The organism is Streptomyces sp. NPDC097640 (assembly GCF_040302705.1).
Lineage (GTDB): Bacteria > Actinomycetota > Actinomycetes > Streptomycetales > Streptomycetaceae > Streptomyces.
In genome coordinates, this window is the sequence record NZ_JBEOSB010000004.1 from 159,583 (window position 1) to 184,489 (window position 24,907).

General features: G+C 72.0%; 26 protein-coding genes. 6 read left to right on the forward strand and 20 right to left on the reverse strand.

Features of this window, described 5'->3' with window-relative positions; translation table 11 throughout:
* Nucleotides 1-21: 21 nt before the first annotated feature.
* The 8 genes from ABTY62_RS07210 to ABTY62_RS07245 all read right to left on the reverse strand — a co-directional run bounded on the left by ABTY62_RS07210 (nt 22) and on the right by ABTY62_RS07245 (nt 3,395).
* On the reverse strand, nt 22-354 hold the full coding sequence (locus ABTY62_RS07210) for a hypothetical protein (protein WP_352128404.1): 333 nt from the start codon (nt 352-354) through the stop codon (nt 22-24).
* A 20-nt stretch (nt 355-374) separates the two neighbouring features.
* Nucleotides 375-854 (reverse strand): hypothetical protein, encoded by a 480-nt coding sequence (locus tag ABTY62_RS07215; protein WP_352128405.1) that lies wholly within the window; start codon nt 852-854, stop codon nt 375-377.
* Nucleotides 851-1,243: an RRQRL motif-containing zinc-binding protein gene (locus ABTY62_RS07220; RefSeq protein WP_352128406.1), complete on the reverse strand. Its 393-nt coding sequence runs from the start codon at nt 1,241-1,243 to the stop codon at nt 851-853. The genes ABTY62_RS07215 and ABTY62_RS07220 overlap by 4 nt, the downstream gene beginning before the upstream one ends.
* Entirely contained in the window at nt 1,243-2,145 is a 903-nt protein-coding gene (locus ABTY62_RS07225; RefSeq protein WP_352128407.1) for a DUF2637 domain-containing protein, read from the reverse strand. Before ABTY62_RS07225 ends, ABTY62_RS07220 begins: the two co-directional genes overlap by 1 nt.
* Nucleotides 2,142-2,432, reverse strand: coding sequence for a hypothetical protein (locus tag ABTY62_RS07230; RefSeq protein ID WP_352128408.1), 291 nt, complete (start codon nt 2,430-2,432; stop codon nt 2,142-2,144). Before ABTY62_RS07230 ends, ABTY62_RS07225 begins: the two co-directional genes overlap by 4 nt.
* Nucleotides 2,429-2,884 carry a Pycsar system effector family protein gene (locus ABTY62_RS07235; RefSeq protein WP_352128409.1) on the reverse strand — a complete coding sequence of 152 codons (456 nt, stop codon included), beginning with the start codon at nt 2,882-2,884 and terminating at the stop codon, nt 2,429-2,431. The genes ABTY62_RS07230 and ABTY62_RS07235 overlap by 4 nt, the downstream gene beginning before the upstream one ends.
* A complete protein-coding gene (locus tag ABTY62_RS07240; RefSeq protein ID WP_352128410.1) occupies nt 2,881-3,150 on the reverse strand; it encodes a DUF6284 family protein in 270 nt (89 codons plus the stop codon). Before ABTY62_RS07240 ends, ABTY62_RS07235 begins: the two co-directional genes overlap by 4 nt.
* An 89-nt stretch (nt 3,151-3,239) precedes the next feature.
* On the reverse strand, nt 3,240-3,395 hold the full coding sequence (locus ABTY62_RS07245; RefSeq protein ID WP_352128411.1) for a hypothetical protein: 156 nt from the start codon (nt 3,393-3,395) through the stop codon (nt 3,240-3,242).
* A gap of 430 nt (nt 3,396-3,825) precedes the next feature.
* Here ABTY62_RS07245 and ABTY62_RS07250 point away from each other — a divergent pair, with 430 nt between their 5' ends.
* From ABTY62_RS07250 to ABTY62_RS07270, 5 genes are all read left to right on the forward strand, one after another.
* Nucleotides 3,826-4,593, forward strand: a complete 768-nt coding sequence (locus ABTY62_RS07250) for a GntR family transcriptional regulator (RefSeq protein ID WP_352128412.1) — start codon at nt 3,826-3,828, stop codon at nt 4,591-4,593.
* Nucleotides 4,590-5,159, forward strand: a complete 570-nt coding sequence (locus ABTY62_RS07255; protein ID WP_352128413.1) for a GNAT family N-acetyltransferase — start codon at nt 4,590-4,592, stop codon at nt 5,157-5,159. Before ABTY62_RS07250 ends, ABTY62_RS07255 begins: the two co-directional genes overlap by 4 nt.
* A 294-nt stretch (nt 5,160-5,453) precedes the next feature.
* A complete protein-coding gene (gene ettA / locus ABTY62_RS07260; RefSeq protein WP_311722387.1) occupies nt 5,454-7,118 on the forward strand; it encodes an energy-dependent translational throttle protein EttA in 1,665 nt (554 codons plus the stop codon).
* 2 nt (nt 7,119-7,120) lie between these two features.
* Nucleotides 7,121-7,618, forward strand: coding sequence for an acyl-CoA thioesterase (locus tag ABTY62_RS07265; RefSeq protein ID WP_352128414.1), 498 nt, complete (start codon nt 7,121-7,123; stop codon nt 7,616-7,618).
* Nucleotides 7,615-8,400 carry a DUF8185 domain-containing protein gene (locus ABTY62_RS07270; protein WP_352128415.1) on the forward strand — a complete coding sequence of 262 codons (786 nt, stop codon included), beginning with the start codon at nt 7,615-7,617 and terminating at the stop codon, nt 8,398-8,400. Before ABTY62_RS07265 ends, ABTY62_RS07270 begins: the two co-directional genes overlap by 4 nt.
* A gap of 57 nt (nt 8,401-8,457) precedes the next feature.
* On the opposite strand, the gene ABTY62_RS07275 is transcribed toward ABTY62_RS07270, so the two are convergent.
* Complete coding sequence (locus tag ABTY62_RS07275) at nt 8,458-8,862, reverse strand: globin (protein WP_352128416.1); 405 nt, start codon at nt 8,860-8,862, stop codon at nt 8,458-8,460.
* Between the two features lie 80 nt (nt 8,863-8,942).
* Here ABTY62_RS07275 and ABTY62_RS07280 point away from each other — a divergent pair, with 80 nt between their 5' ends.
* A complete protein-coding gene (locus ABTY62_RS07280) occupies nt 8,943-9,992 on the forward strand; it encodes a methyltransferase domain-containing protein (RefSeq protein WP_352128417.1) in 1,050 nt (349 codons plus the stop codon).
* A gap of 63 nt (nt 9,993-10,055) precedes the next feature.
* On the opposite strand, the gene ABTY62_RS07285 is transcribed toward ABTY62_RS07280, so the two are convergent.
* From ABTY62_RS07285 to ABTY62_RS07335, 11 genes are all read right to left on the reverse strand, one after another.
* The gene (locus ABTY62_RS07285) at nt 10,056-11,213 is read right to left on the reverse strand and encodes an FHA domain-containing protein (RefSeq protein WP_352128418.1); all 1,158 of its coding nucleotides are present in this window, start codon (nt 11,211-11,213) and stop codon (nt 10,056-10,058) included.
* Between the two features lie 61 nt (nt 11,214-11,274).
* Entirely contained in the window at nt 11,275-12,660 is a 1,386-nt protein-coding gene (locus ABTY62_RS07290; protein WP_352128419.1) for a vWA domain-containing protein, read from the reverse strand.
* A gap of 49 nt (nt 12,661-12,709) precedes the next feature.
* Nucleotides 12,710-14,056 (reverse strand): PP2C family protein-serine/threonine phosphatase, encoded by a 1,347-nt coding sequence (locus tag ABTY62_RS07295; protein WP_352128420.1) that lies wholly within the window; start codon nt 14,054-14,056, stop codon nt 12,710-12,712.
* Between the two features lie 2 nt (nt 14,057-14,058).
* A complete protein-coding gene (locus tag ABTY62_RS07300; protein ID WP_352128421.1) occupies nt 14,059-16,554 on the reverse strand; it encodes a serine/threonine-protein kinase in 2,496 nt (831 codons plus the stop codon).
* Nucleotides 16,551-17,873, reverse strand: a complete 1,323-nt coding sequence (locus ABTY62_RS07305) for a coiled-coil domain-containing protein (RefSeq protein WP_352128422.1) — start codon at nt 17,871-17,873, stop codon at nt 16,551-16,553. Before ABTY62_RS07305 ends, ABTY62_RS07300 begins: the two co-directional genes overlap by 4 nt.
* A 134-nt stretch (nt 17,874-18,007) precedes the next feature.
* The gene (locus ABTY62_RS07310; RefSeq protein ID WP_352128423.1) at nt 18,008-19,027 is read right to left on the reverse strand and encodes a glutamate ABC transporter substrate-binding protein; all 1,020 of its coding nucleotides are present in this window, start codon (nt 19,025-19,027) and stop codon (nt 18,008-18,010) included.
* A gap of 20 nt (nt 19,028-19,047) precedes the next feature.
* Nucleotides 19,048-20,472, reverse strand: a complete 1,425-nt coding sequence (locus ABTY62_RS07315) for a GlnX family signal transduction membrane protein (protein ID WP_352128424.1) — start codon at nt 20,470-20,472, stop codon at nt 19,048-19,050.
* A 265-nt stretch (nt 20,473-20,737) separates the two neighbouring features.
* Nucleotides 20,738-21,763 (reverse strand): N-acetylglucosamine kinase, encoded by a 1,026-nt coding sequence (locus ABTY62_RS07320; protein WP_352128425.1) that lies wholly within the window; start codon nt 21,761-21,763, stop codon nt 20,738-20,740.
* Entirely contained in the window at nt 21,754-23,016 is a 1,263-nt protein-coding gene (locus ABTY62_RS07325) for a 6-phospho-beta-glucosidase (protein WP_352128426.1), read from the reverse strand. Before ABTY62_RS07325 ends, ABTY62_RS07320 begins: the two co-directional genes overlap by 10 nt.
* Nucleotides 23,013-23,915 (reverse strand): carbohydrate ABC transporter permease, encoded by a 903-nt coding sequence (locus tag ABTY62_RS07330; RefSeq protein ID WP_311722402.1) that lies wholly within the window; start codon nt 23,913-23,915, stop codon nt 23,013-23,015. Before ABTY62_RS07330 ends, ABTY62_RS07325 begins: the two co-directional genes overlap by 4 nt.
* A 24-nt stretch (nt 23,916-23,939) precedes the next feature.
* Nucleotides 23,940-24,896, reverse strand: a complete 957-nt coding sequence (locus ABTY62_RS07335; protein ID WP_352128427.1) for a carbohydrate ABC transporter permease — start codon at nt 24,894-24,896, stop codon at nt 23,940-23,942.
* Nucleotides 24,897-24,907 lie beyond the last annotated feature (11 nt).

Below are 24,907 nucleotides of genomic sequence, written 5' to 3' on the forward strand. Positions count from 1 at the left end.
TACGGCCGCCCCGGGGCGTGCTCAGAGACCGGCGCGGCGGATCGCCTGCTCGGTGGCCCGCGCCCGCTTCTCGGCCGTCTTACGGGCCTCACGGGCGGCGGCGCGGTCTTCGCGCGGCGCGGCGCGCTCGGCCGCACGGGCGGCGGCGAGCTCGGCCTTGGCCTTGTCGTCCTGGCGGTGCAGGGCCGCGGCCTCCAGCTGTCCGCGCTCGGCGGCGCGGGCGTCGATGCGGTCGATCTGCCGGTCGAGCTTCGGGTCGACGGCGTCGGCGAGAGCCTGCTTGGCGCCACGCAGCACCAGGAAGGCGCGCTTGCGCTTCTCGGCCGAGGTGTAGGAGCGGTAGATGTCAGTCACTTCGGTGGCCTCTTTCCTGGTCAGCGGTTGCGGATGGTGGTGCTGGACTTGCCCCACCACCGGTTCGTGACGTGGTGGTGGGTGATGTAGGTGTCGCCCCCGCCGCGCCGGCCGGGGGTCGCGATGGCGACTCCGGCGGCGACGGCCGCGGCGATGAGGGCCTGGACGAGGGAGTCCAGGGCGATGGCGACGGCCCCGGCGGCGAAGTACGCCCCGACACCGGCCCCCGCGGCGAACACCCCCTTCGCGGCGAGCCGCTGCGCGTGCGGGTCGACACCGGCCGGGGCGGGCGTGGGGTCGGGCACGTGGATGGTGGGCAGGTCCTCCCGCCGCACGGCCACGAACCCGCCGTGCGCGCCCGGGACGTAGACGACCGGGCCACGGTCGGCCGCAAGCTCCACGGCCCCGCTCAGCGGCTGCGCGGCGGGGCCGTAGGGGTCGAGGGCGGGCCAGTCGGTGACCGGCTCGCCGGGCGGGCGGTAGGGCAGGGGCTCGTTCATGCGGCCACCTCCATGGAGTTGTCGGGGTAGGCGCAGGGCACGCACACCCCCAGCGACGTGGGGATGCAGTAACCCGCGTCCGTGAGGCACTGGGGGCAGGTGCGGCGGGCGGTCATGGCCTTGTCCAGCGCCACCCACCGGGCCGCGGTCATCGGACGGACCTGCTTGGCCTGGTTGATGCGGTAGAGGTAGGCGACCTGCGCGCCGGACTTCCGGCGGCGGGAGCGCCGCATGATCTGAGCCGTTATCGGCTGGCCGCCCGGACGGAGCCCGCGGGCCCGTAACTGCCGCCTCGTGGCGAGCCCGTCCGGGGCCAGTTGCCACGGGTAGGTGGGCAGGCCCCAGGTGGCGCCGGTCGGGTCGTAGCACTTGCCGAACGCGGGGGACATCAGGCACCCACCGCCGCTGTGTCAGGCTGACGAGAATCGGTAACGGCGTCGTCCGGCCCGGACTGCTCGGCGCGCTCGGCCCGCAGCGTGTCCCGCAGACCGCGCGCCTTCTCCGCCGACGTGTGGACCGCTTTGCGGATGCGGTCGGCGGTCAGTTCCTCGTCGGTCCAGTCGGCCGTGACCGACCGTGCCTCGTCGAGGAGTTCGGCGGGGGTGCGCTTGGGTCGGGTGGTCCGGGCAGAGTCGGGGACCCGACCGGTCGCCCGACGGGACCGGGGCGACTCAGCCGCAACCGGCACGGTGACCGGCTCCGACCGGTCGGGTCCGGTCGGAGCAGGCTGGTCGGCCGGTTCCAGGGCCGGAAGGGGCTCCGGGTCGGCGACCGGGGCAGGCGGCTCGTCGGCCGACTCTCCCAGGTCAGACATAGACCGATTGCTGTTGATCTCTGCCGTTTTCTCCGCATTTATGGTCGGCTCTGGTCGGTGGTGGAGCACCTTGGCGACCAGATCGGACCCGAAGTAGATCGAGCCGACCGGAAGCGACGTGGCGAGCAGCACCAGGACCCAACCGACCTTGCCCAAGTCGGTCAGCCGACCGGCATCGACCGAACCGCTATGAAGCTCGGGCACCAGTCCGTGAACGTAGTTCAGGACCAGTGAGGCGGTCGTGTAGGCGGCCAGCACCCGCAGCGCGAATTTCCGGTCGCGGCCGACCAGCACCAGCGTGGCGATCAGCGCCAGGGCCATCAGACCGTCGACCACGAACGCGTACAACCGTGCGGCCGTCGGGTCGGCACCGGTCGCCGCGGCGATGTCCCGCAGCGCGTTCCATGACACCCGGAACGCCATCCCGACCACGCCCACCAGAGCGAGAACAAGGGCCCCCTTCGCCGTGCGGCTCATGCCGGGGCCCCCTTGTCCTTCCAGGGGGTGTAGGTGACCGGGTCGTCGGCGATCCACCAACGCAGGCGCTCGGCAGCCCTCGCTACGTCGTGGTCCTGCTCCAGGACACCGGCCAGGACGACCCGCGCATCGGTCGCCCGGCTGATCAGCAGCGCGCGGTGTTCCCGCTCGTCCTCGTCGGTGATGTCCGGCAGGGGCAGGTCCAGCGCGTGATGCACGGCCCGCAGCAGCGCCGTAACCGCGTCCGTCTCAGCGGGGGCCGTCTTGGGGGTGATGGGCTCGCTCACAGCGCACCCCCCACCGCGATACCGGCCGCGGTGATCAGCAGCACACCGGCCACGCAGGTCAGATCGACCGCGCGACGCAGGTTGGCGAACTTGGCGACCGCGATACGCGAGAGGTTTGCGATGTCCTGCTCGCGCCGATCCTCAGCGCGCTCGGCCCGGATTTGCTCGGCCGTGAGCGTCGCCCACAGCGGGAAACCCATCGGGTTGGCCCCGCCCAGGTTCGGCCGCACCGCCCGCAGCAGCAGCGCCGCGGCAGCGACCAGCACAGCTACACCCGCGCTGCCGACCACGTAGGCGGCGGCGGGAACGCGTGCGTCGCGAGCGACGGTCCACACACCGGCCAGCAGCGCGCCGACGAAAGCGAGCAGCAGCCCGGTCTTGCTGTCGGTCCGGGCGATTTCCGCCTTCACCTCGGCGTGCGCGGCGGTGAGGTTGGCGTCCAGGGTGCTCACGCTCCCACCCCCGACGTGCCCACCGTGGCGGCGCGGTTCGAGAGCTCCCGGCGGGCGGCCAGCACCCGGCGGCGGGCCCGGCGGATCCGGCGCTCGTCCAACTCGGACACCGGCCGGTCGAGTGTCATGATGACGACATCCAGCAAGTCGACCTCAGCCGTGATTAGCGGCATCTCAAGCTCGATCGCGTCCAGCTCGGCGGCCGACGGCTCGCGGTCGGACAGGTTGGCGGTAACGCCTGTCTGAAGTGCACCGATGTGCTTCATGGGTCGTGGTTCCTTCCAGGGTGAACGGCCCGACAGCGGCCCCGGTGTTCCAGCACCGGGGCCGCGCCGTTTCGTGGGATGGGTCAGGGTCAGTCGCTGTCCTCGGGCGGGGTGATGCGGTGGGTCTCGGCGACCGTGACCACCCCGCCCGGGGCGGCGGTCACGATCGTGATCTCGCTGGCCTGGTCCTGAATGTCGTTGCGGAACTCGCCGTCATCGCCGAAACCAATGACCAGACGGGCCATGAGCAACTCCCTCATCGAACGGGCCGGACCATCCGGCTCCCCTCAACCCCGCCCGTACGGCACCGCTCATGGCGGCCCGGACGGACGGAGGAGGCAACCGGCCGCCGCGGACAGCGCGGCGGAAAGGTCGAGGAGTGCGCGGGCCTTGCTCCGCGCGGGCCGCCTTCTTGGCTCATCACTGAGCTGAGGACAGGCGGTAGATCCTCGGTCCACTGTTCAGTTCTCAAGGAACAAACGCTTCCTTTCACCCCCTCGTGAAGGGCTTCCGGGCGCTGTCAGTACAGGAGGGCACACTTGAACTAGTTGGACCTCCTGCGCAACTTGTTTGAACAAGTTGCATGAGTAGATGCTGCACCGGGGAACTCCATGGCGTCAAGAGATTGGGGCTCACATGTACCAACAAGTTCAGCGAGTGCGTCATGATGGGGTCATGAACAAACAGCCGAAGTACCGGCAGGTGGCCGACGCGCTTCGTCGCGAAATCGCTGGTGGCAGCTACCCGCCGGGGGCGCGGCTACCGTCGGAGAGCGAGCTGTCAGCGCGCTTTGACGCGTCTCGCAACACGGTTCGGGCGGGGTTGAACCTGCTGGTTACCGAGGGGCTGATCTCATCCAGTCAGGGACTGGGATACGAGGTTCGCTCACACGAAGTGTTCGAGCTCAACGCGTCTCGGTTCGAGAACCTGAGCTTCCCGCAGAACGGCGACGCGTACCGCACCGACGTGACGAATGCGGGCCGTCGGCCACACCAGACCTTCCGCGTCGAGATGCTTCCGGCGCCGGAAGAGGTCGCGACGCGGCTGAAGGTCGAAGCGGGGACAAAGGCGGTGCTCCGCTTCTGCCACCGGTACGTAGACGACGCGCCATGGTCCACTCAGGCCACGTACTACCCGGGCTGGCTCGTGGAGCAGGCGCCGAGACTGGCAGAGCCTGGGGACATCGCGGAGGGGACTACTCGCTACCTCGCCGACCACGGGATCAAGCAGCTCGGGTACTTCGATGAGATCTCCACCCGGATGCCGACACCTGAAGAAGCGCGACTTCTGGAGATCGGCGCCGGGGTCCCCGTGCTGCTCTGGATGCGTACGGGCTACTCCGAGGAGAAGCCCATTCGGTGCACCATCACCACGTTCCGCGGAGACCTGAACCGCATGAACTACGAGATTGGCGACCTGGCCGGCCGAAACGAGGATCTGTGATCATTGTCCCTGCTCAGCCCAGCGAACTGCCCAAGCTGATTGCCTTCCGCAAAGAAGCCGCATCGTGGCTGAGCGAGCTCGGCACAGACCAATGGGGCCGCCCGTACCCGGGTGACCTGCTGCTCGCCAGCATCGAAGCGGGGACCGTCTTCATGGTGCGCGACGGAGAGCAGACCGCGGCGACCATCACACTCACTCCAGAGGCGGAAGAAGGGCTCTGGACTGAGGGGGAGCTGAGCGAGCCGTCCATGTTCGTCAACAAGCTGACGGTTGCTCGGACGCATTCAGGTCAGAACCTCGGGGGCCGGTTGCTGGACTGGGCAGGGGATCGGGCCTACAGGGCATCGGCCAAGTGGCTCCGGCTGGACGCGTGGACCACGAACGAAGGGCTCCAGCGCTATTACCTGCGCCAGGGCTTCGAGCACGTTCGTACGGTCCACGAGGGCGGCGCGGTCAACGGCGGGCCGCGTGTTTCCGGATGGCTGGCGCAGCGTCCCGCACTCCCGGCGGACCACGGATTCCGGGACGAGACGACCGCGCCGGCGCCGGTGCCCGCCAACCGGTGATCGTGCGCCGATCGGTGTGCGACGGTGCGACCACGGGGCCGTCTGTGGGCCGTCCGAGGGCGGCCAATGACGGCCAACAACGACCCATGACGACCATCACCAGGTGGGGCGCGGGCCGCCCCACCTGGTGATCAGGCCACTCTGAGGAACGGGTTTCCGCCTCGGGCTGGCCGTACGGCAAGATGGGGTGTATCTGACGACGCGGCGCAGCCGCGTACCGACCCACGCGGCGACCCACGCGGTGACCCACGTGGCAAGGCCGCACTTAGACCTACGATTGCCGGACGGTTTCTCTTGGCTGAGTACATCTACACCATGCGCAAGACGCGCAAGGCTCACGGCGACAAGGTGATCCTCGACGATGTCACGCTGAGCTTCCTGCCCGGCGCGAAGATCGGCGTCGTGGGTCCCAACGGCGCCGGTAAGTCGACGGTGCTGAAGATCATGGCCGGTCTGGAGCAGCCGTCCAACGGGGACGCCTTCCTCTCGCCCGGATACAGCGTCGGCATCCTGCTCCAGGAGCCCCCGCTGGACGAGACCAAGACCGTGCTGGAGAACGTCCAGGACGGTGTGGCGGAGATCAAGGGGAAGCTGAACCGCTTCAACGAGATCGCCGAGCAGATGGCGACCGACTACTCGGACGCGCTGCTGGAGGAGATGGGCAAGCTCCAGGAGGACCTGGACCACGCCAACGCCTGGGACCTGGACGCCCAGCTCGAGCAGGCGATGGACGCCCTCGGCTGCCCGCCCGGCGACTGGCCGGTCACCAACCTCTCTGGTGGTGAGAAGCGCCGCGTCGCCCTGTGCAAGCTGCTGCTCGAGGCGCCCGACCTGCTGCTGCTCGACGAGCCCACCAACCACCTGGACGCCGAGTCCGTGCAGTGGCTGGAGCAGCACCTCGCCAAGTACGCCGGCACCGTCGTCGCCATCACCCACGACCGGTACTTCCTGGACAACGTCGCCGAGTGGATCCTGGAGCTCGACCGCGGCCGCGCCATCGGCTACCAGGGCAACTACTCCACCTACCTGGAGACCAAGCAGACCCGGCTGAAGGTCGAGGGCCAGAAGGACGCCAAGCGCGCCAAGCGGCTCAAGGAAGAGCTGGAGTGGGTCCGCTCCAACGCCAAGGGCCGCCAGGCCAAGTCCAAGGCGCGACTGGCCCGTTACGAGGAGATGGCCGCCGAGGCGGAGAAGACCCGGAAGCTGGACTTCGAGGAGATCCAGATCCCGCCGGGCCCGCGCCTGGGCAATGTCGTGGTCGAGGTGGAGAACCTCTCCAAGGCGTTCGGCGAGAAGGTCCTCATCGACGACCTCTCCTTCACGCTGCCGCGCAACGGCATCGTCGGCGTCATCGGCCCCAACGGCGCGGGCAAGACCACGCTGTTCAAGATGCTCCAGGGACTGGAGACCCCGGACGCGGGCAACATCAAGGTCGGCGAGACCGTCAAGATCTCCTATGTCGACCAGAGCCGCGCCAACATCGACCCCAAGAAGACGCTGTGGGCCGTCGTCTCGGACGAGCTGGACTACATCAACGTCGGCCAGGTCGAGATGCCCTCCCGCGCGTATGTGTCCGCGTTCGGCTTCAAGGGCCCGGACCAGCAGAAGCCGGCCGGGGTGCTCTCCGGCGGTGAGCGCAACCGCCTGAACCTCGCGCTCACCCTCAAGCAGGGCGGCAACCTGCTGCTCCTCGACGAGCCGACCAACGACCTCGACGTGGAGACCCTCTCCTCGCTGGAGAACGCGCTGCTGGAGTTCCCCGGCTGCGCCGTGGTCGTCTCCCACGACCGCTGGTTCCTCGACCGCGTCGCGACGCACATCCTCGCGTACGAGGGCGAGTCCAAGTGGTTCTGGTTCGAGGGCAACTACGAGTCGTACGAGAAGAACAAGATCGAGCGCCTCGGCCCGGACGCGGCCCGTCCGCACCGCGCCTCGTACAAGAAGCTGACCCGGGGCTGAGCGTGGCCCGTCATATCTACCCCTGCCCCCTGCGCTGGTCCGACATGGACGCGTTCGGCCATGTCAACAACGTGGTCTACCTCCGCTATCTCGAGGAGGCGCGCGTCGACTTCATGTGGCGGCTGGCGCCGGGGGGCGACAGCCAGGCGTTCACCGGCGGCGTGGTCGTGGCCCGGCACGAGATCAGTTACCTCAAGCCGCTGGTCCACCGGCACGCGCCGGTGACCATCGAGCTGTGGGTGAAGGAGACCGGCGCCGCGTTCATCACGCTCGCGTACGAGGTCAAGGACGAGGACACCGTGTACGCGCGGGCCTCCACCGTGATCGTCCCGTATGACCTGGAGCGCGGCCGTCCGCGCCGCCTCACCTCCGAGGAGGAGGGCTTCCTCGCGAAGTACCGGGAGGACGGCGCGGCAAAGGCCGCCGGTGCCGCCGGTACTGCCGGTGCTGCCGAGGACGTCGGGCGGGACGAGCAGCCCGAGGGGGCCGTGACCGTATGACGGGGCAGGGGGAGGAGCTGCGCCTCGCCGACCCGGGGGAGGCGGCGGACCTCGCCGCCTTCCTGGCGCGGCTGATCCACTACGACCGCGCCGCGGCGGTGCGGCTCCAGGCGGGTGGCGGAGTGCTCGCCGTCTTCGGCCGCCCGCCGTCCTTCGAGGTGCTCGCCATCCGCACGGCGCGCCTCACGGCCGACACCGTGCTGGACACGACGGTCTCGGCCGGGCAGTTCGCGGACGCGCTGGACACGGGGGCGCGGGGCCTGACGGGCGGCGGCCCGGTACCCGAGGGGCTGGCCGTCGCCGTGCCCGAGGCCGTCACCGGCCCGCCGTGGGCCGGGCTGCTGCCGCCGCGCGGCGGCTGGCGGCGGATGCCCGGGCTGCCCGCCGTGGACGAGGTGCGGGGGGCGGTCACCGCGGCCGTCGCCGAGTTCCGGGCCCGGGACGCGGCGCTGCCCGAGGAGCGCCGCACCCGCGCCGAGCGGGACCGCATCGGCCGCGAGATCTGGTCCCGCACGCTCGGCGAGACCGGCCTCCCGCTGCGCGTCGTCCACGCCGCGCAGTCCCTGGGCTTTCTGCGCCCGGCCCGGACCCCGGTGGCGGTCGCCGCGGCCGTGGCGACCGGCTCATCGGGCGGCGGCGCGACGGCACCCGCCCCGGGGGCCGAGCAGCTCGCGCTGCTCGCCGCGGGCGGCTGGCTGCGGCTGCGCACGCCGTACGGCTCGATAGCGGTGCGCAGGACGGGACTGACCGGGCTCTCGGGCCTGTCGGTGACGCCCACCTGAGCGGGTGATGGCCCGGTGGGGCCACACCCCACCGGGCCATCAGTCCGATCCGCCGGGTCAGCCCGCGGTGTTGACCATGGACGCGGCAGCGTAGGTGAGGTAGTCCCACAGCTGCCGCTCGTGCTCCGGCGCCAGCTCCAGCTCGTCCACGGCGTCGCGCATATGACGCAGCCAGGCGTCGTGGGCCGCGCGGTCCACGGTGAAGGGCGCATGGCGCATCCGCAGCCTCGGGTGGCCACGGTTGTCGCTGTAGGTGCGGGGGCCGCCCCAGTACTGCATGAGGAAGAGCCTCAGCCGGTCCTCGGCCGGCCCCAGGTCATCCTCGGGATACATGGGCCGCAGCAGCGGGTCCTCGGCCACCCCCTGGTAGAAGCGGTGCACCAGGCGCCGGAAGGTCTCCTCGCCGCCAACCTGTTCGTAGAACGTCTGCTCCTGAAGCGTGCCGCCGGAATTCTCTGTCACGCCTCCATGCTCTCAGACGGCCCGACCGACGACTTCGGGCGTAGGTCGCGGCTGGGGCGTGGGCGCAGGACAGTGGAGTCATGGGGAGCGCGCGCACGGGAAGGCGCGGCGCGCAGGGCGCGGACCGGAAGTCCGATCCGTACGCCGCGACGGCCGCGACGCTGCGGGCCGCCCTGGTGAGGGAGATCACCGCGGGCGGCGGGCTGAGCGACCCGGCCTGGCGGGCGGCCTTCGAGGCGGTGCCGCGCCATGTGTTCGTGCCCCACTACTACGAGGCGGGCGGCTACGGCTCGCCCAGCGGGGCGGCGGTCTACGAGCGGCTGGGGCGGCACGACCCCGACCCGGCGCGGCGGGCGCGCTGGCTGGCCGGGGTGTACGCTGACGCGCCCCTGGCCACGCGGGTGCGCGACGGCGAGCTCGTCTCGTCCAGCAGCCAGCCGTCGCTGATGGCACGGATGCTGGAGGCCCTGGAGGTGCGGGACGGGCACAGCGTGCTGGAGATCGGCACGGGCACCGGCTACAACGCGGCGCTCCTCGCGCACCGGCTCGGCGACGACCGGGTCACGACCGTCGACATCGACCCGGTCATCACCGACACCGCCCGCGAACACCTGGCCACGGCCGGATACCACCCGGCGGTCGTCGCCGGGGACGGGGCGCTCGGCTGCCCCTCTTGCGCCCCCTTCGACCGGATCATCGCCACCTGTGCCGTGGCCACCCTGCCGCCCGCCTGGCTGGGCCAGTGCCGGGCCGGCGCGCTGATCCTCGCGCCGCTCGCCACCGGGCTGGTCGTGCTGCGGGTCGCCGACGCCGGGCACGGGGAGGGGCGCTTCCTGGCCACCCCCGCCTACTTCGTTCCGCTGCGCGGCGCCGAGCCCCCGCCCCCGGTCAGCACGAAGGGCCTGCCGAGCCGGCCGCTGCTGGACGACTCCTTCCGCTTCCTGCTGAACGTCGTCACGGCTCGGATGGACCCGCTGGAGGCGCTGGCGCTGTGGGAGCACGAGGGCCGGCCGGGGCGGGAGCGCTACGGGGTGACGGTGCGCGAGCGGCGGCAGTGGGCGTGGCTGGACGACCCGGAGGGCACCTACGCCTGGACGCTGGGACCGCTCCATGTCGAGCAGGCCCCATAGGGCGCGGCCCGTGGCGGGCGGCCGAAGCCGACCCCGCCACCGGGCGCACGCCCGTGCCAGGTCCTAGCCCCGGCGCACGGTGATCGTCGTCCAGGCGCCGACGTGGACGCGGTCGCCGTCCTGGAGGGGGATGGGGACATACGGCTGGATCGGGTCCTCGGCGCCGTTGATCGTGGTGCCGTTCGTCGAGTCCTGGTCGACGACCGCCCAGCCGCCGTCCGGCTGCTGGACGAGGACCGCGTGCTGGTGGGAGACCCCGGGGTCCTCCGGCGGGCGCGCCAGGTCGATGTCGGGCGACTCGCCGGTGCTGTGGCGGCGGCGGCCGATGGTGACCTGCTGGCCGGTGAGCGGAAGCTGCTGCTCGGGGGAGTAGGCCGGGAGGTTCAGTCCGGCCGCCTCCGGGCCGCTGCGGTGCATCATCGCCATGAAGTACTCACGGTCGGGGGCGATGACCGCGATCCATCCCGCGGCGCTCTGGGGTACGGGGCCGCCGGGGGCGCCGCCGTGGGGCGCGGGGCCGCCCGGCATGCCGCCCTGGGTGAAGTGGGCGGGCGGCCCCTGGTGCGGCCCGGGCGCCGGGGGGCTCGAAAAGTCGCCGCCGTAGGGCGGACCGGGCGGCGCCGGGGCATGGTGCGGGTGCCCGTACTGGAGCGGGGGCGCGGGGGCGTTCGGCGGCGCGGGGGCGCCCGCGGCGGCGTTCGGCGGCGGAAGCGTCCAGTCGTCGTCGGCGAAGGCCGGGCCGGGGGGCTGGGCATGCGGCGCCGTGTACTCGTGCGGCGGCGGGGCCTGCGGCGGATGGAAGCCGCCGGGGCCGGGCGGTGGCGGCGGGGCGTACGAGGTGGCCGACTGGGTCAGGAAGTTGTAGCGGCACTCCTCGCAGAAGGGCGCCTGCGCCTCACGGGGCGTACGGCACTGCGGGCACAGCTCCGCCTGGAAGGCGGCCTCCGGCGGCTGCGGGACGGGCGGCGCGGGGTAGCCGTAGCCCCCGGGCGCGCCCTGGGGCCCCGGACCGCCGGGCCCAGGAATACCGGGCCCAGGAACACCCGGGGGCGGCCCGCCGGGATAGCCCATGCCGTCCGGGAACCCGGGCGGGCCGGGCATCGGCGGGGGCGGTGGCGGTGGGACGGCGCCCGAGGGCACGGGCGTCCCCGACATCCGGTGGCCACACACCTCGCACCAGTCGTCGGCCGCTGATTGGTGACCGTTAGGGCATGTCGGCATGTCGGTGTTCCCCCTCTTGTGCCGTTCTTGGCGCTTGTTGCCGCTTTACGCGCTTTTCGCGTTACTTCTTGTCGCTTTTGACGCGAACCGTCTTGGTCGAACGCGTTTCGAGAGTCATCTCATCCGCCTCCGCGACCTTCGCTTTCAGTCGCACAGTACCTGTCGCCGCGTCGACGACGTCCACCACCTTCGCAAGCAGTTTCGCCGTGTCTTCGTTCCCCGAGGCGCTGGCCAGCTGGACGGCACGTCCCAGCTTCGCCGTTGCTCCATCCATATCTCCAGCTTTGCGGGCATCCAGTCCCTGCTGGATGGCCTGTGCCAGTTCGGCCTGGCCCGTATAGTGCGCGACCTGCGGATTCATCGCGGTGGAGGCGACCATGTCATCCGTCCAGACGGCCCGCACCAGCCCCTGGGCGAGGGGGGCCGGGAGCCCGCCGTCGGGCTGTGGCAGTACCAGGGAGACCCGGGCGGCCAGCATCTCCTGCCCGACGTCGGCAGCGGGTACCCGGACACACAGGTGGTAGTCGCGGGACTCGTCGCCCCACGAGCCCGTCGGATAGTCGCCCGCCCGCGCTCCGGCCTCGGCGCGCCGGTCGGTCAGGTCCTCGACCGTGGGCGCCACCTGCTTGACGAACGCCACCTCGGCGCCCAGCGGGGTCCAGACGCGCAGGCTGACGTCCGCGACCTCCTTGCCCATCGCGTTCTCCATCATGCGGGTGAAGTCCGCGGCCAGCGCGGCCAGATCGGAGGGGTCGGCCACGATATCGGCCGAGCCGAGCAACGCGGAGGCGACGCCGGTGACCTCCTTGACCTCCCAGTCGGTGCCCACCCCGCGCGCGTCGCAGGTGAAGCGGCCCGCGCAGGCGTCCAGCGCGGCCCGCAGCTCCTCCGGCTTCTCGTGCTCGTTGCGGCCGTCGGTGAGCAGGATGCCGTGCCGGATCGGCACATCGGCCGAGGCCAGCAGCCGGTCGGCGAGGCGCAGCCAGGTGCCGATCGCGGTGCCGCCGTCGGCGCGCAGCCGGCGCAGCGCGTCCTTGGCGCGGGCCCGGGTGGCCGGGTCGGCGATCGCCAGCCGGCCCTCGCCCGGGAACACCTCCTCCGCCTTGTGGGTGCCGGCGACCACGGCGAAGGCGACGCCGTCGCGGACCGTGTCGATCGCGGCGGCCGTCGCGTCCCGCGCGTTGCGCATCTTGGTCGGCGGATAGTCCATGGAGCCGGAGCAGTCGACCATGATGACCACGGCCGCGCCGGGGGACGGGCCGCCGTCCTGGTCCGGGGCCGGGGCGGGCGCAGGGATCGCCGGGATGGGCATCCCCCCGGTGGTGCCGCCGCCGGTCGAGGTGACCGTGACGATCGCGTTCACCTCGCGGCCCTCCTCGGGGAGGTGCTCGTTCTGGAAGACCTCGACCGAGAACCGGGGCACGGTGGTCTTGGCGAAATTGGCCATCAGATCGGCTCCTTGGTCAGATCCGCTCCCGAGGGGTGCGTCCGGAGAATCAGCCGGATCCTGCCCTGCCCGGCTCCGCGGGGAACGGCAGGACTGCCACTGTTACGTTGTCGTGGCCCCCGCCCTCCAGGGCGTGGCCGACCAGGGCGCGGGCGCTGTGCATCGGCCGGATACGGGCGTCCGGCGGCACCGCGCGGGCCATCTCCTGCGCCGATTCGGCGTAGTTCCACAGCCCGTCGGTGCACACCACCACCACACCGGGCCGGTCCGGTTTGAAGGACGCGGTGTGCGGGTCCAGTTCATAGGCGTCGGCGCCCAGCCAGCCGGTGATGGCGTGGGCCCGCTCGTCCGCGTACGCCTCGGCCTCGGACATCAGCCCCGCGGCCACCATCTGGGCCGCCCAGGAGTCGTCCTCGGTGAGCCGGGCGGGCGGGGCCGAACGGTCGTCGGGCACCCAGTAGACGCGGCTGTCGCCGATCCAGCCGACGGTCAGGATGCCGGTGGTGACCACCGCGCTGACGATGGTGCAGGCCGGCGCGTTCTGCTGGCGCTGGTGGGGCTCGTCGTGCCGCCCGGCCCCACAGGCCTCCGCCGCCAGGGAGTTCACGGCCTCGGCCGCGGCGACGATCGCCTCGTTCATGGCCTGCTGGGGGTGGACGCCGCGGGGGAGCGCGGCGAGCAGCGACTGACCGGCGGCGTGGGCGGCGGCCGCGGACGCGTCGTCGGGGCGGGTCGCCGAGGAGACCCCGTCGCAGACGACCGCGAGGACGGCCGGTGAGCCGTCGGGCAGCGCGGCGGCGGACACGGCGAACGCGTCCTCGTTGCGGTGGTGGCGCAGGCCGCGGTCGCTGGCCGCCGCGACGCCCGCCAGCTCCCGCTCCATGTGGTCGCGCTCCCGCGGCTGGGCGTGCCCGCAGGAGTCGCAGTATCCGTCCTGGTCGATGGTGCCCTCCCGGCATGCGCCGCACAGGCGGCCGCCGCTGTTCGTGTCGGTGTGTGTGGTGGTGTGCGGCGCGCCCGGCGCCCCGGGGGCCGGCTGGCCCCCGAGCGCCGCGGCGGACCGCGGGTCGGCCGCAGCGGCGCTGTCCGGCGCGGCCGGGGTGTCCCAGGCGACCGGGCCGGCCGGAGCCGCCGCGCCGGCCGGGAGAGTCGGGTCGGCCTGGCCGGCCGGGGCAGCCGGGGCGGGGGCCGGCAGCGGGTAGTCCTCCGGCTCCTGCCGCCTGGCCCGTGGCGCTCCGTTCACCGGCGGCGCCGGGCGGTCCACGGCCACGGCGGCCTCCGGCGGGGCCGACGCCACGTCGGCCCCGCACACACCGCAGAAGTTGTCACCCGACTCCAGCGGCTCTTCACAGGTCGGGCAGGCTGCCACCCGGGGCAGCTGCGGCATCTGCGGCATGATCACACCCACGTCCTGGGGCGGAAACGGTTGGCCCGTTCCACCAGTTCGATCCTTTCCTCGCCGCGCTGCGCGAGCCTGGCGAGCACCCGGTACGAGCGTTCCAAACCGAAGCGCAGTCCCCGCTCGTCCAGACTGCTGCCGAGCAGGGACGGCCGGGCGGCGTTCGGCGGTGCGCCGCTGCTGCCGGACAGTACCCAATCCAGGGCGCTGCCCAGTACTTCCGTGCACAGCCGCTCATAACGCACCGCGTCGAGGCCCAATTGTCCCAGCCGATCGACCTGTTGGGCCGAGGCCGTCAGATCGGCCAGCAGCGGCTCGTGCGCGGCGCGCTGCCGCAGCCGGGCCCGCACCGCCGCGACCCGGGCCGCCGTGTAGTGGATGGACGACTCCGGTACGGACTCGAGGGCCGCCACGGCCCCCGCGCGGTCCCCGGCGTACAGCAGCACCCGGGCCAGCCCGAAGGCGGCGCTCACATGGTTCGGGTCGGCCGTCCACACCAGCCGGTAGTACTCCGCCGCGTTGTCCAGCTGGCCGAGCACCTCGGCGCACACGCCGAGCGCCAGCTTCGGCGCGGGCTCACCGGGGAACGCGTCGTAGACGGCGTCGAAGGACAGGGCCGCGGTCTCGTTGTCCCCGGTCGCCAGCGCGTGCAGGCCCCGGTGCCAGACGATCCGCCAGTCGTCGGGATAGCCGGCCTCCAGACCGTCCAGCGCGATTCCGGCCTCGCGCGCGTGCCCCAGCTCCAGCTGGGCGCGGATGCGGCGCAGCCGCAGCTCGAGCGAGTCGGCGGGGGCGGCCCGCAGCGCCGCGTGCAGCTCGGTCGGGGTGGAGGTCAGCAGCCCGGCGAGGAACCCGGCGTTGGCGTCGTCCGGGTCCACCAGCGGCATCGGCACCGCCAGGGCGGTGGCCCGGGCGTCCGGTGGCGCGATCGCGGGCAGCGGCAGCGCGAGCACGCCCTGCGGGCGGGGCGGCTCGGCGGCCGCGGAACCCCGGCCCACGCGGCCTCCGAGCGCGGACGGATCCTGGCCCTGCTCGGCGAACAGCTGGGTGTCCACCACCCGCGGCTCGGGCCCGAACAGCGTGGACAGCGCGGGCCGGGGCCGGCCCGTCTGGAGCGCCACGACCTCCCGCAGCACCCCCGTCAGCTGGTCGGCCATCTCTTGGGCGGAGGCGAACCGGCGGTCCGGGTCGGGGTCCGTGGCCCGCACCAGCAGCCGGTAGAACGACTCGTAGCGGCGGAAGACCTCGATGTTCCCCGGGTCGGGCAGGCTGTCCGCGAAGACGTTCGTATAACCCTGGAAGTCGAAGGTGAGCACCGCGAGGGTGCGCGCCACCGTGTACAGATCCGAGGCGACCGACGGGCCCAGCTCCGAGACCTCGGGGGCCTGATAGCCGACCGTGCCGTAGATGGGGCTCTCGTCGTCGTCCATCCGCCGCACCGCGCCCATGTCGATCAGCTTGAGCTGGTCCTGCTGCTGGATGGCGTTGTCGACCTTGAAGTCGCAGTAGAGCAGATTGCGGCTGTGCAGATGGCCCAGGGCCTCCAGGGCCTCGATGCCGTACGCGCACGCCTGCTCGACCGGCAGCGGATCGCGCCTGCCGTCCGGCGCGCGGCGCGCGTTGGCGATGTCCTTCAGCGACTTGCCGCCCACGTACTCCATCACGATGTAGCCGTCGAGGCTGCCGGTGCGCTGGTCGAGGTGTTCGACGAAGTTGTAGATGCGGACGATGTTGGAGTGCTCGATCTCGGCGAGGAACCGGCGCTCCGACACGGCGACGGACAGCGCCTCCTCGTCGCCGGTGTCCAGCAGGCCCTTGAGGACCACCCAGCGGTCGGACACCGCCCGGTCGATGGCCAGATAGATCCAGCCGAGACCGCCGTGTGCCAGACAGCCCGCCACCTCGTACTGGCCGTGCACGATGTCACCCGGGCGCAGCTTGGGCACGAAGGAGTACGGATGGCCGCACTTGGTGCAGAAGCCCTCGGTGCGCCCCGGCCTTTCGCCGCGCGCCCGCCCCACCGGCGCCGCGCAGTCGCTCCGGCTGCAGAACCGCTTGCGCTCGGGCACTTCGGGGTCGGCCAGCACCGCCGTACGCGGGTCGGGGCGCGGCACCTCGGGAACGCTGACCAGGCCCGCGCCCAGGCGGCTGCGCCCGGAGCGGGCCACGGCGGAGGAGCGGGAGCTGCGCACCGACACGGAACGGGACGAGGACCGCCCCGACCCCAGCGACCGCGACAGCCGCCCGGACACCGAGCGCCGGGACGAGGCGGACCGGGACGACGACGGGCGCGAGGAGGCCCGGGAGCCGCTGCCCGACGACCCGCTCACCCCGTCGCCCCGCCTGCTGCCGGCGATGCCGGTGGGCGGCGAGCCGACCATGCCGTCACGCGAGACGACCGGGGCCATCCCGCAGGTGTCGCAGTACAGCTGGCCGCCGCCGACGTCCTCGTACGACCCGCCGCACGCGCGCCGCTGACACCTGCCCGCGTTCATAGGACTTCCCCCGTTCTACGATCCCGTGGCCCCATCTGACGCGGGACCAGGACCTCGGACGCGGCCTGCTGGTAGCGCAGCACCGCCGCTTCGGCGGCGCGCAGATCGCAGGGCGCGCTCCACAGCATCCGGCGCGCCGTGTCGTAACGCTCGATCAGCAGCGGGTCCTCGGCCATGCCGTGGCGGGCGACCTTCGCCTTGTACGCGTCCAGCCTGCCGCGCAGCTCGGCGCGGACGGCCAGCGGCGCGGTCACCGCGGTCAGCGACTCCCGGGCGCGCAGCAGCTCGTCGTCGGCGCGCTCCTCCAGGGACTCCAGCAGCGGGGAGAGCCGGTGCCACTGGGCGCGCCTGCGGTACTCGGCCGCCGTCACCAACTGCTCCTGAAGCACGGTCGGCGGGCCGCTGACCGCGGGCACCTCGGAGGCCGCGATCTTGGCCAGCACCTCGCCGCGCGCCTGCCGCGCCTCGGCGAGGGTGCGGTCCGCGCGGGAGAGCACATCGCGCAGCCGCATCAGCCGCCGCTCCGCGTCCTGCCGCACATCGAGGACCGCCTCGATCTCGCGCCGCACATCCTCCAGGGCACGGGCCGCGGCGTCGTAACGGGTGGTGTCGGGGCGGCCGCCGCCGGGCGCGGAACTCGGCGACGCACCGGACCAGAAGGCGAGCGGGTCGGAGACGACCTCGGCGCGCAGCGAGGTCAGCTCCGCGGTGATCCGCTCCAGATCGTCGCCGGAGGGGTGCTCGCCGGGGCGCACCCCGACGGAGTGGGCGAGGGAGCGGGTGCGCCGCAGCTCGGCGGAGAGCATGTCGATACGGGCGGGCAGCGCGGACCACACGGCGTCGGCCGTGACGATGACATCGAGAGCCTCGGCGTACCAGCGGTTCATCCGGTCGACCATCGCCTCGAGCGTCAGCTGCTCGCTGAGCAGCGGGGCTCCGCTGAGCGAGGCGCTGCTGGGCAGCGTGATGCCGGGGCCGCGCAGCAGCTCGGTGAGCTCGGCCAACTCGCCGGGCGTGGACCAGCGGTGGCGGGAGCGCACCTCACGGGCGGTGTGCAGCGCGTCCGTATAGGCGTCGAAGTACGTCCACAGCAGGGAGATGGCCTGCTCGGTGGTGGCCCACCGGTCCTTGGTGACGCCCGTCAGCTCGGCGCCTTCGAGGAGTCTGCGGCCGGCGTGGTCCTGGAGGGCGAGCAGCGAGGACTCGATCGCCTCGTGTTCGGCGCCGAGTCTCGCCAGTACGCGGTCCACCTCCTCGCGGCCCATGACCGGCTTGTCGGGTTCCCCCGTGGAGCTGGGGAAGGGTCCCGTGCCCCCCATCGATCACCTCTCCGTGTCCGTGCTGTGTGATCCGCGTGATCCGTATTCGCTCATCCCTGCTGCGTGCACTTACTGCGTGCATCCCTACCGCGCGCGGACCGGCCGCTAATCCTTGGCCGCTCATCCTTCGCGGGTTAATCCCTGTAGGCGGGCGCCGGTGCCGCCGGATTCTCCTCCGTTCTGCCGAGATCTTCCGCGAGCCACTTGCGGTAGGCCCGCATCCAGGGGCTGCCGGAACCGCCGGAGCGGTACTCCTCCAGCACCTTGTTGACCCGGCGTACCAGGTCCTTGTCGTCCTTGTTCATCGCCACGCCGTAGAACTCCTCGGTGAACGGCTTGCCGACGAGCTTGACGGACGGGTCCTGGGCCGCCTGTCCGGCCGCCAGGGCGTTGTCCGTGATCACGGCGTCGACCTGGCCCAGCTGTAGCCTGACCAGGCAGTCCAGCTGATTGGGCACCGGGGCGACCTTGATCGCGCCCAGGTCCTTCGCGCCGCCCTTCTCCTGGTCCAGCTCGGCCTCGGCGGTGGAACCCTGCGCCGTGCAGACCTTCTTGCCGCGCAGCGAGGTGTTGTACCCGGTGACGGACGAGCCCTTGGGGACCAGCACCTGCTGCCCCGCCTTGAAGTAGGCGGTGGAGAACGCGACGTCCTTGAGGCGGGCGCAGTTGATGGTCATGGTGCGGACGACGATGTCCACCTTGCCCTGCTGGAGGGCGTTGACCCGCTGGCTGGTGGGGATGGCGCGGTAGATGACCGCGTCAGGGTCGCCGAAGATGTCCTTGGCGATGGCGCGCACCAGGTCGATGTCGAAGCCGGTGAGGTCGCCGGTGGCCGGGTCGCGATAGCCCCAGCGGTAGCTGTTCTGGTCGACCCCGGCGATCAGCTTGCCCAGCTTGCGGCCCTCGACCTGGCGGTTCTTGATGCGCTCTATGGCCGGGCCGCTCGCGCTCGACGGCCGCAGGCTCGCCTCCGGCCGGACGCACTTCTCCGGGGCGGCGGCCGTCGTCCGCACGGACCGCGGGTGCGCCTGCCCCTCGCCGAGCCGGCTCCCGGCCCCGCCGCCCTGATCGTCCAGCGCCGTGGGCACGAAGATCGCCGTGGCCACCCCCAGGGCACACACGGCCACCGCGGTGCCCGATCGCACTGATCGCATCCTCACGCCCCCCGTCGCCCTCACCGGTACTCCGACAGCCGGCGGCCTATGCCCATCAGCGCCGCGGCCGCTCCCAACAGGGCCAGCGCGCCGGCTCCTGGCGCCAGTCCGGTCAGCGCGCCGCGCCCGTCGTCCGCCGCCCGCTTGAACTCCAACTGCTCGTGCTCCAGGGCCTTCGCCAGCAGCGCGTCGACCTGGTCGAAGGACTCGCCCGTGCTGCCCTCGCCGCCGATGACCTTCGCCCGCGCGTCGTTGTAGTTGCCCGCGTCGTCGGCGGCGCGGGCGACCTTGTGGCGCGCCTGCCACTCCCGTACGCGGGTGACGGCCTCGTTCACCGGGGCGCGGCCCGCGTCGTCGTCCGCGAGGTCCCGCGCCCGGGCCAGCAGGCTGCCGGGGGCGGCCCCGGCCTTGCCGCCCGCCTCGCTTCCGGTGTCGGCGCCGTCGTCGCCTATGAGGCCGGACATCTGCTCGGCGTAGCCCACCTCATAGGCGTCCTTGCCCTGGTTCTCGCCTTCCTTGTCGACGACGACCGCGCCGCGCGCGACCAGCGTCAGGTTCTCGTCGCCACGGGCGCGCAGCGAGTCGATGCGGGCCTCGTTGAGCACATGCAGGGACTTGGCCCCGTGCTCGTCGGAGTCGTTCAGCGCGGCGCGGGCGAGGCCGTGGCCGGCCGCCAGCCACAGCAGCACCACCGCCGAGGCGGCGGCCGAGGCCAGCAGCCCCCGGTTGAACACCCGGTTGGTGCGCAGGAAGTCGCGGCGCTGGGCCCAGCCCAGGGCGGCCAGCGCGACGACGCCGGTGCCGATCGCCGCCCACGGCCAGGATTTCGCCGCCGTGTAGTCCTCGCCGAGCCGCGCGGTCTCGGCCTGGTACAGCCGCCCCGCGGCCGGCAGCAGCTTGCCCCGCATCGTGTCGTTGGCGTACCGCAGATATGCCCCGCCCAGCGGCAGCCCCTGGCGGTTGTTGGCGCGCGCGGCTTCGACCAGGCCCGTGTAGACCGGGAGGAGTTCGTTGATCCGGCGTATCTCCTCGCGGGCGGTGGCCGAGCCTTCCGTGTTGGCCGCGGCCCGCACCAGCAGCTTGGACGCCCGGTCGATGTCCTCCTCGTACCGCCGGCGCACCTTGGCCGGCTCCTGCCCGCCGGCCAGGAAGGCGCTCGCCGCGGTGGTGTCCGCGTCGGCGAGGGAGCGGTAGATGTTCGCCGCGTCGGCGCTCAGCGGCTGGCTGTGCTCGGCCACCGCGTCGGCCGCGGTCTGTCGGTCGGAGACCTGCCAGGCCGTCACCGCCCCGAAGGCCACCACCAACGCCGCGAGCACGGCTCCGATCACGCGCAGCCTGCCCGGCTCGGTCGTCGCTGCGGCCCGGGCCCGCTCGACGCCCTCCCGCCATGCGGCCCGCCGCGGGCCCGCGGATGCGGCCGCGCCGGTGGTCGGCGGGTATGCCACGAGACCTCCCCCTCGGTCCTGACCCCTCAGTCACTGTCGGCGGCCCGTCGCCCGGTGCGGCGGGGGACAGGTATCCGGGCAGCAGTATGGACGCAGCCGCAGGCGAGCACACCTGTCGTGCCCGGATCTTGGCCCGATCGCGATCTTCGCCTCGGGGTCGTCGGTCCCGGGGTGTCCGCGTCGTCCTCCTTCTCCCAACTTCTCATACGCTTCTCAGCGCGTTTCGGTTCCCAATGACCCCCCGCGACCTGGAACGTCGGCGCCCTCAGCGCCGGGCGTAGTGTGCCCGCAGCGCGGTGTACGCGGCCGCCGGAGCGCCCGTGCGGTCCAGGCCCAGCAGTGCGGCCCCGAGCACCGGCGGCGCGGTGACCACCCTCGGTTCGGCCTTGGGCGCGCGTTCGGCGAGCAACTCGCGCACCCGGTCGTCCAGGAGCGGGTGGCGGGCCGCGAGCACACCGCCGCCGAGGACCACGGGCGTCTGCTCACCGAGCAGTTCCAGCCGGGTCAGGGCGACCGTGGCCATGGTGACCACCTCCTCGGCCTGCCGGGCGACCAGGGCGCGGGCGATCTCGTCGCCGGAGTCGGCCACCGCGAAGAGCACCGGCGCCAGTTCGTGGCGCCGGGCCGGGGCGATCCGCCCCAGGTGCAGCGCCTCGATCAGCTCGTACATGCTGGCCAGGCCGAAGTGCTCGGGCAGGGCGCGGGCCAGGGCGGTCGGCTCGCCGCGGCCGTCCTCCGCGCGCGCGGCCCACCACATCGCCTCCTTCGACAGATCGCCGCCGCCGCCCCAGTCGCCGGAGATCCGGCCGATGGCGGGGAACCGCGCGGTCCGGCCGTCGTGGCCCAGGCCCGCGCAGTTGATGCCCGCGCCGCAGACGACGGCGACGCCGGTCGGCTCTCCGTTGTCCGCGACCCCGGCCCGCAGCAGCGCGAAGGTGTCGTTGGCGACCGTGACGGTGGCCCCCCAGCCGTGGGCCGCCAGCAGCGGAGTGACCTGTTCCTCCTCAGCCGGGAGGTCCACATTGGCCAGGCAGGCCGAGACATGCTCGGCCCGCGGCGGCCCGTCGAACCCCGCGGCCCGCGCCGCCCGCGCCACCAGCGGGGCGAGCGAGGCGACGGCGGCCTCGGCGCCGACGACGGGCGGCGCGAAGCCGCCGCCGCGCGCGGTGCCGAGGACCGCCCCGTCCGGGCCGATCAGCGCCACGTCGGTCTTGCTGTTGCCCGCGTCGACCGCCAGGACGGTGGCGCGCGGCGGTTGGGCGGTCAGACCCTGGGACTGCGTCAGGCCCACGCCAGATGCTCCCGGTTGTGTGCGATGAGGGTGTCGGTCAGTTTCTCCGCGTACTCGATCTGGCCGATCAGGGGGTGGGCCAGCAGGGCGTCGAAGACCCGCTCGCGGCCGCCCTTCAGCGCCGCCTCCAGCGCCAGGTCCTCGTACGCGGTGACATGGGCGACCAGCCCCGCGTAAAGGGGCTCCAGGGGACGCACGGGCAGCGGGATCGCGCCGCGCCCGTCCACGGCCGCGGGGACCTCGATCACCGCGTCGTCCGGGAGGAAGGGCAGGGTGCCTTGGTTGAACGTGTTGACGATGCGCACCTCGCCAGTGTCCCGCAGCAGCGACGAGGTCAGATCGACCGCCGCCTCCGAGTAGAAGGCGCCGCCGCGCTTGCCCAGCAGCTCGGGCTTCTCGTCGAGCGCCGGGTCGGCGTACATCTCCAGCAGCCGGCGCTCGATCGCCGCGACCTCGGCGGCCCGCGACGGCTTGGTCCTGAGCTCCCGAACCACCGCGTCGTGCTGGTAGAAGTAGCGCAGATAGTAGGACGGCACGACGCCGAGGCGGTCGAGCAGCGCGCGCGGCATCCGCAGGTCGTCGGAGATCGCGTCGCCGTGCTCGGCGAGCAGCTTGGGCAGCACGTCCTCGCCGTCCGGGCCGCCGAGCCGCACGGCGCGCTCCCAGGTGAGGTGGTTGAGGCCGACGTGGTCCAGCGACACCTCGTCCGGGGCCACGCCCAGCAGCTTCGCGAACTTCCGCTGGAAGCCGATCGCGACATTGCACAGCCCGACGGCCCGGTGCCCCGCCGTCAGCAGCGCACGGGTCACGATGCCGACGGGGTTGGTGAAGTCCACGATCCACGCGTCGGGGTTGCGGCGGCGCACCCGCTCGGCGATGTCCAGCACCACCGGGACCGTGCGCAGCGCCTTGGCGAGCCCGCCCGCGCCGGTGGTCTCCTGCCCGACACAGCCGCACTCCAGCGGCCAGGTCTCGTCCTGGTTCCGGGCGGCCTGCCCGCCGACGCGCAGCTGGAGCAGCACCGCGTCCGCGCCGTCCACGCCCGCGTCCAGGTCGTCGGTCCAGGAGATCCGGCCGGGGTGGCCCTGCCTGGCGAAGATCCGCCGCGCCAGCCCGCCGACCAGCTCCAGCCGGTCGGCGGCCGGGTCGACCAGGACCAGCTCCTCCATCGGCAGCACATCCCGCAAGCGGGCGAATCCGTCGACGAGTTCGGGGGTGTAGGTGGATCCGCCACCCACCACTGCGAGCTTCAACCCTTGACTCCTGTCAGTGTGACGCCTTCGACGAAGGCTTTCTGAGCGAAGAAGAAGACGATGATGACGGGGGCCATGACCAGCAGCGTCGCGGCCATCGTCAGATTCCAGTTGACGCTGTGCGCGCTCTTGAAGCTCTCCAGGCCGTACGAGAGCGTCCAGGCGCCCGGATTCTGCGCGGCGTAGATCTGCGGGCCGAAGTAGTCGTTCCAGCAGTAGAAGAACTGGAAGAGCGCGACGGCCGCGATGCCCGGCTTGGCCATGGGCACGATGATCCGCAGCAGGGTCCGCAGCTCCCCGCAGCCGTCGACCTTCGCGGATTCCAGATATTCCTTGGGGATCGTCAGCAGGAACTGCCGGAGCAGAAAGATGGAGTACGCGTCGCCGAACGCCATCGGGATGATCAACGGCCACAGCGATCCCGACAGATGGAACTGCTGTGCCCACACCAGATACATCGGGACCACCACGACCTGCGGCGGCAGCATCATCGTGGAGATGACCAGGATCATGGCGGTGCGGCGGCCGCGGAAGCGGAATCTGGCGAGCGCATAGGCGACCGGCACCGACGAGAGGAGCGTGAAGGCCGTGCCGAGCCCCGCGTAGATCAGAGAGTTGCGCCACCAGTCCAGAAAGCCCGGGGTGTTGAAGACCTCGGTGTAATTGGACCAGTGCCATGCGTCGGGCCACAGATCGCCGCTCATCGCCTGGCTGTCGCTCATCACCGAGGTCAGGAAGACGAAGACGAACGGCAGCACGAAGAAGAGCGCGGCGGCGACGGCGACCGCGTGCACGGCGATCCAGTGCAGTACGGCCTTGCGGCGGGCGGCCGGGGCGGAGGAGGGGCGGGCGGCGGGCCGTACCGGTGCGGACGGTGCCGAGAGGGTGGTGGTGGTCATATCGGTTGGTCCTCTCAAGCCTTCTCAGTCGTCCGCCGACAGCAGGCCGGCACGCCGGCGCATCAGCAGGGTGGTGACGGCCATCGCGATCGCGAAGAGCACGAGCGAGAGCACACAGGCGGCGCCGGTGTTGAAGTTCTGGAAGCCCAGCGAATAGACGAGCTGTGGCACGGTGAGTGTGGAGTGGTCGGGATAGCCGGGCTGGATGACCGTGCCAGGGCCGATGCTGACGCCCGAGGCCAGCTTTCCGGCGACCAGGGCCTGGGTGTAGTGCTGCATGGTCTGCACCACACCCGTCACCACCGCGAACATCACAATGGGTGTGATCGACGGCCAGGTGACATAACGGAACTTGGTGAACGCCCCGGCGCCGTCCAGCTCGGCCGCCTCGTACTGCTCCTTGGGCACATCCAGCAGCGCGGCCATGAAGATGACCATCAGGTCGCCGATGCCCCACAGGGACAGCAGCACCAGGGAGGGCTTGGCCCAGGCCGGGTCGTTGAACCAGTTCGGCGCGTCGATCCCGACCTTGCCGAGAATTCCGTTCACCGGACCGCTGGCGGGGTTGAGGAGAAAGACGAACGCCACGGTCGCCGCGACCGGCGGGGCGAGATAGGGGAGATAGAAGGCGGTGCGGAAGAAACCGACCCCCGACTTTATCTTTGTGATCAGCAGTCCGATGCCCAGGCCGAAGACGACGCGCAGCGCGACCATCACCACGACCAGCCACAGCGTGTTCCACAGCGCCGGGCCGAACAGCGGCATCTGTTCCAGCACATACCGCCAGTTGCGCAGGCCCACGAAGGTCGGCGCCTTGATCTGGTTGTAGTGCATGAAGGAGAAGTAGACGGTGGCGATCAGCGGATAGCCGAAAAAGACGGTGAAACCGACCAGCCAGGGGGAGAGAAAACCGAGGGTGCTCAGCCGCCGGCGCAGATGCTTGCGGCGCAGGGCGGGGGCGTCTGTCGTCATCGTGGCCATGGTCGCCCTCC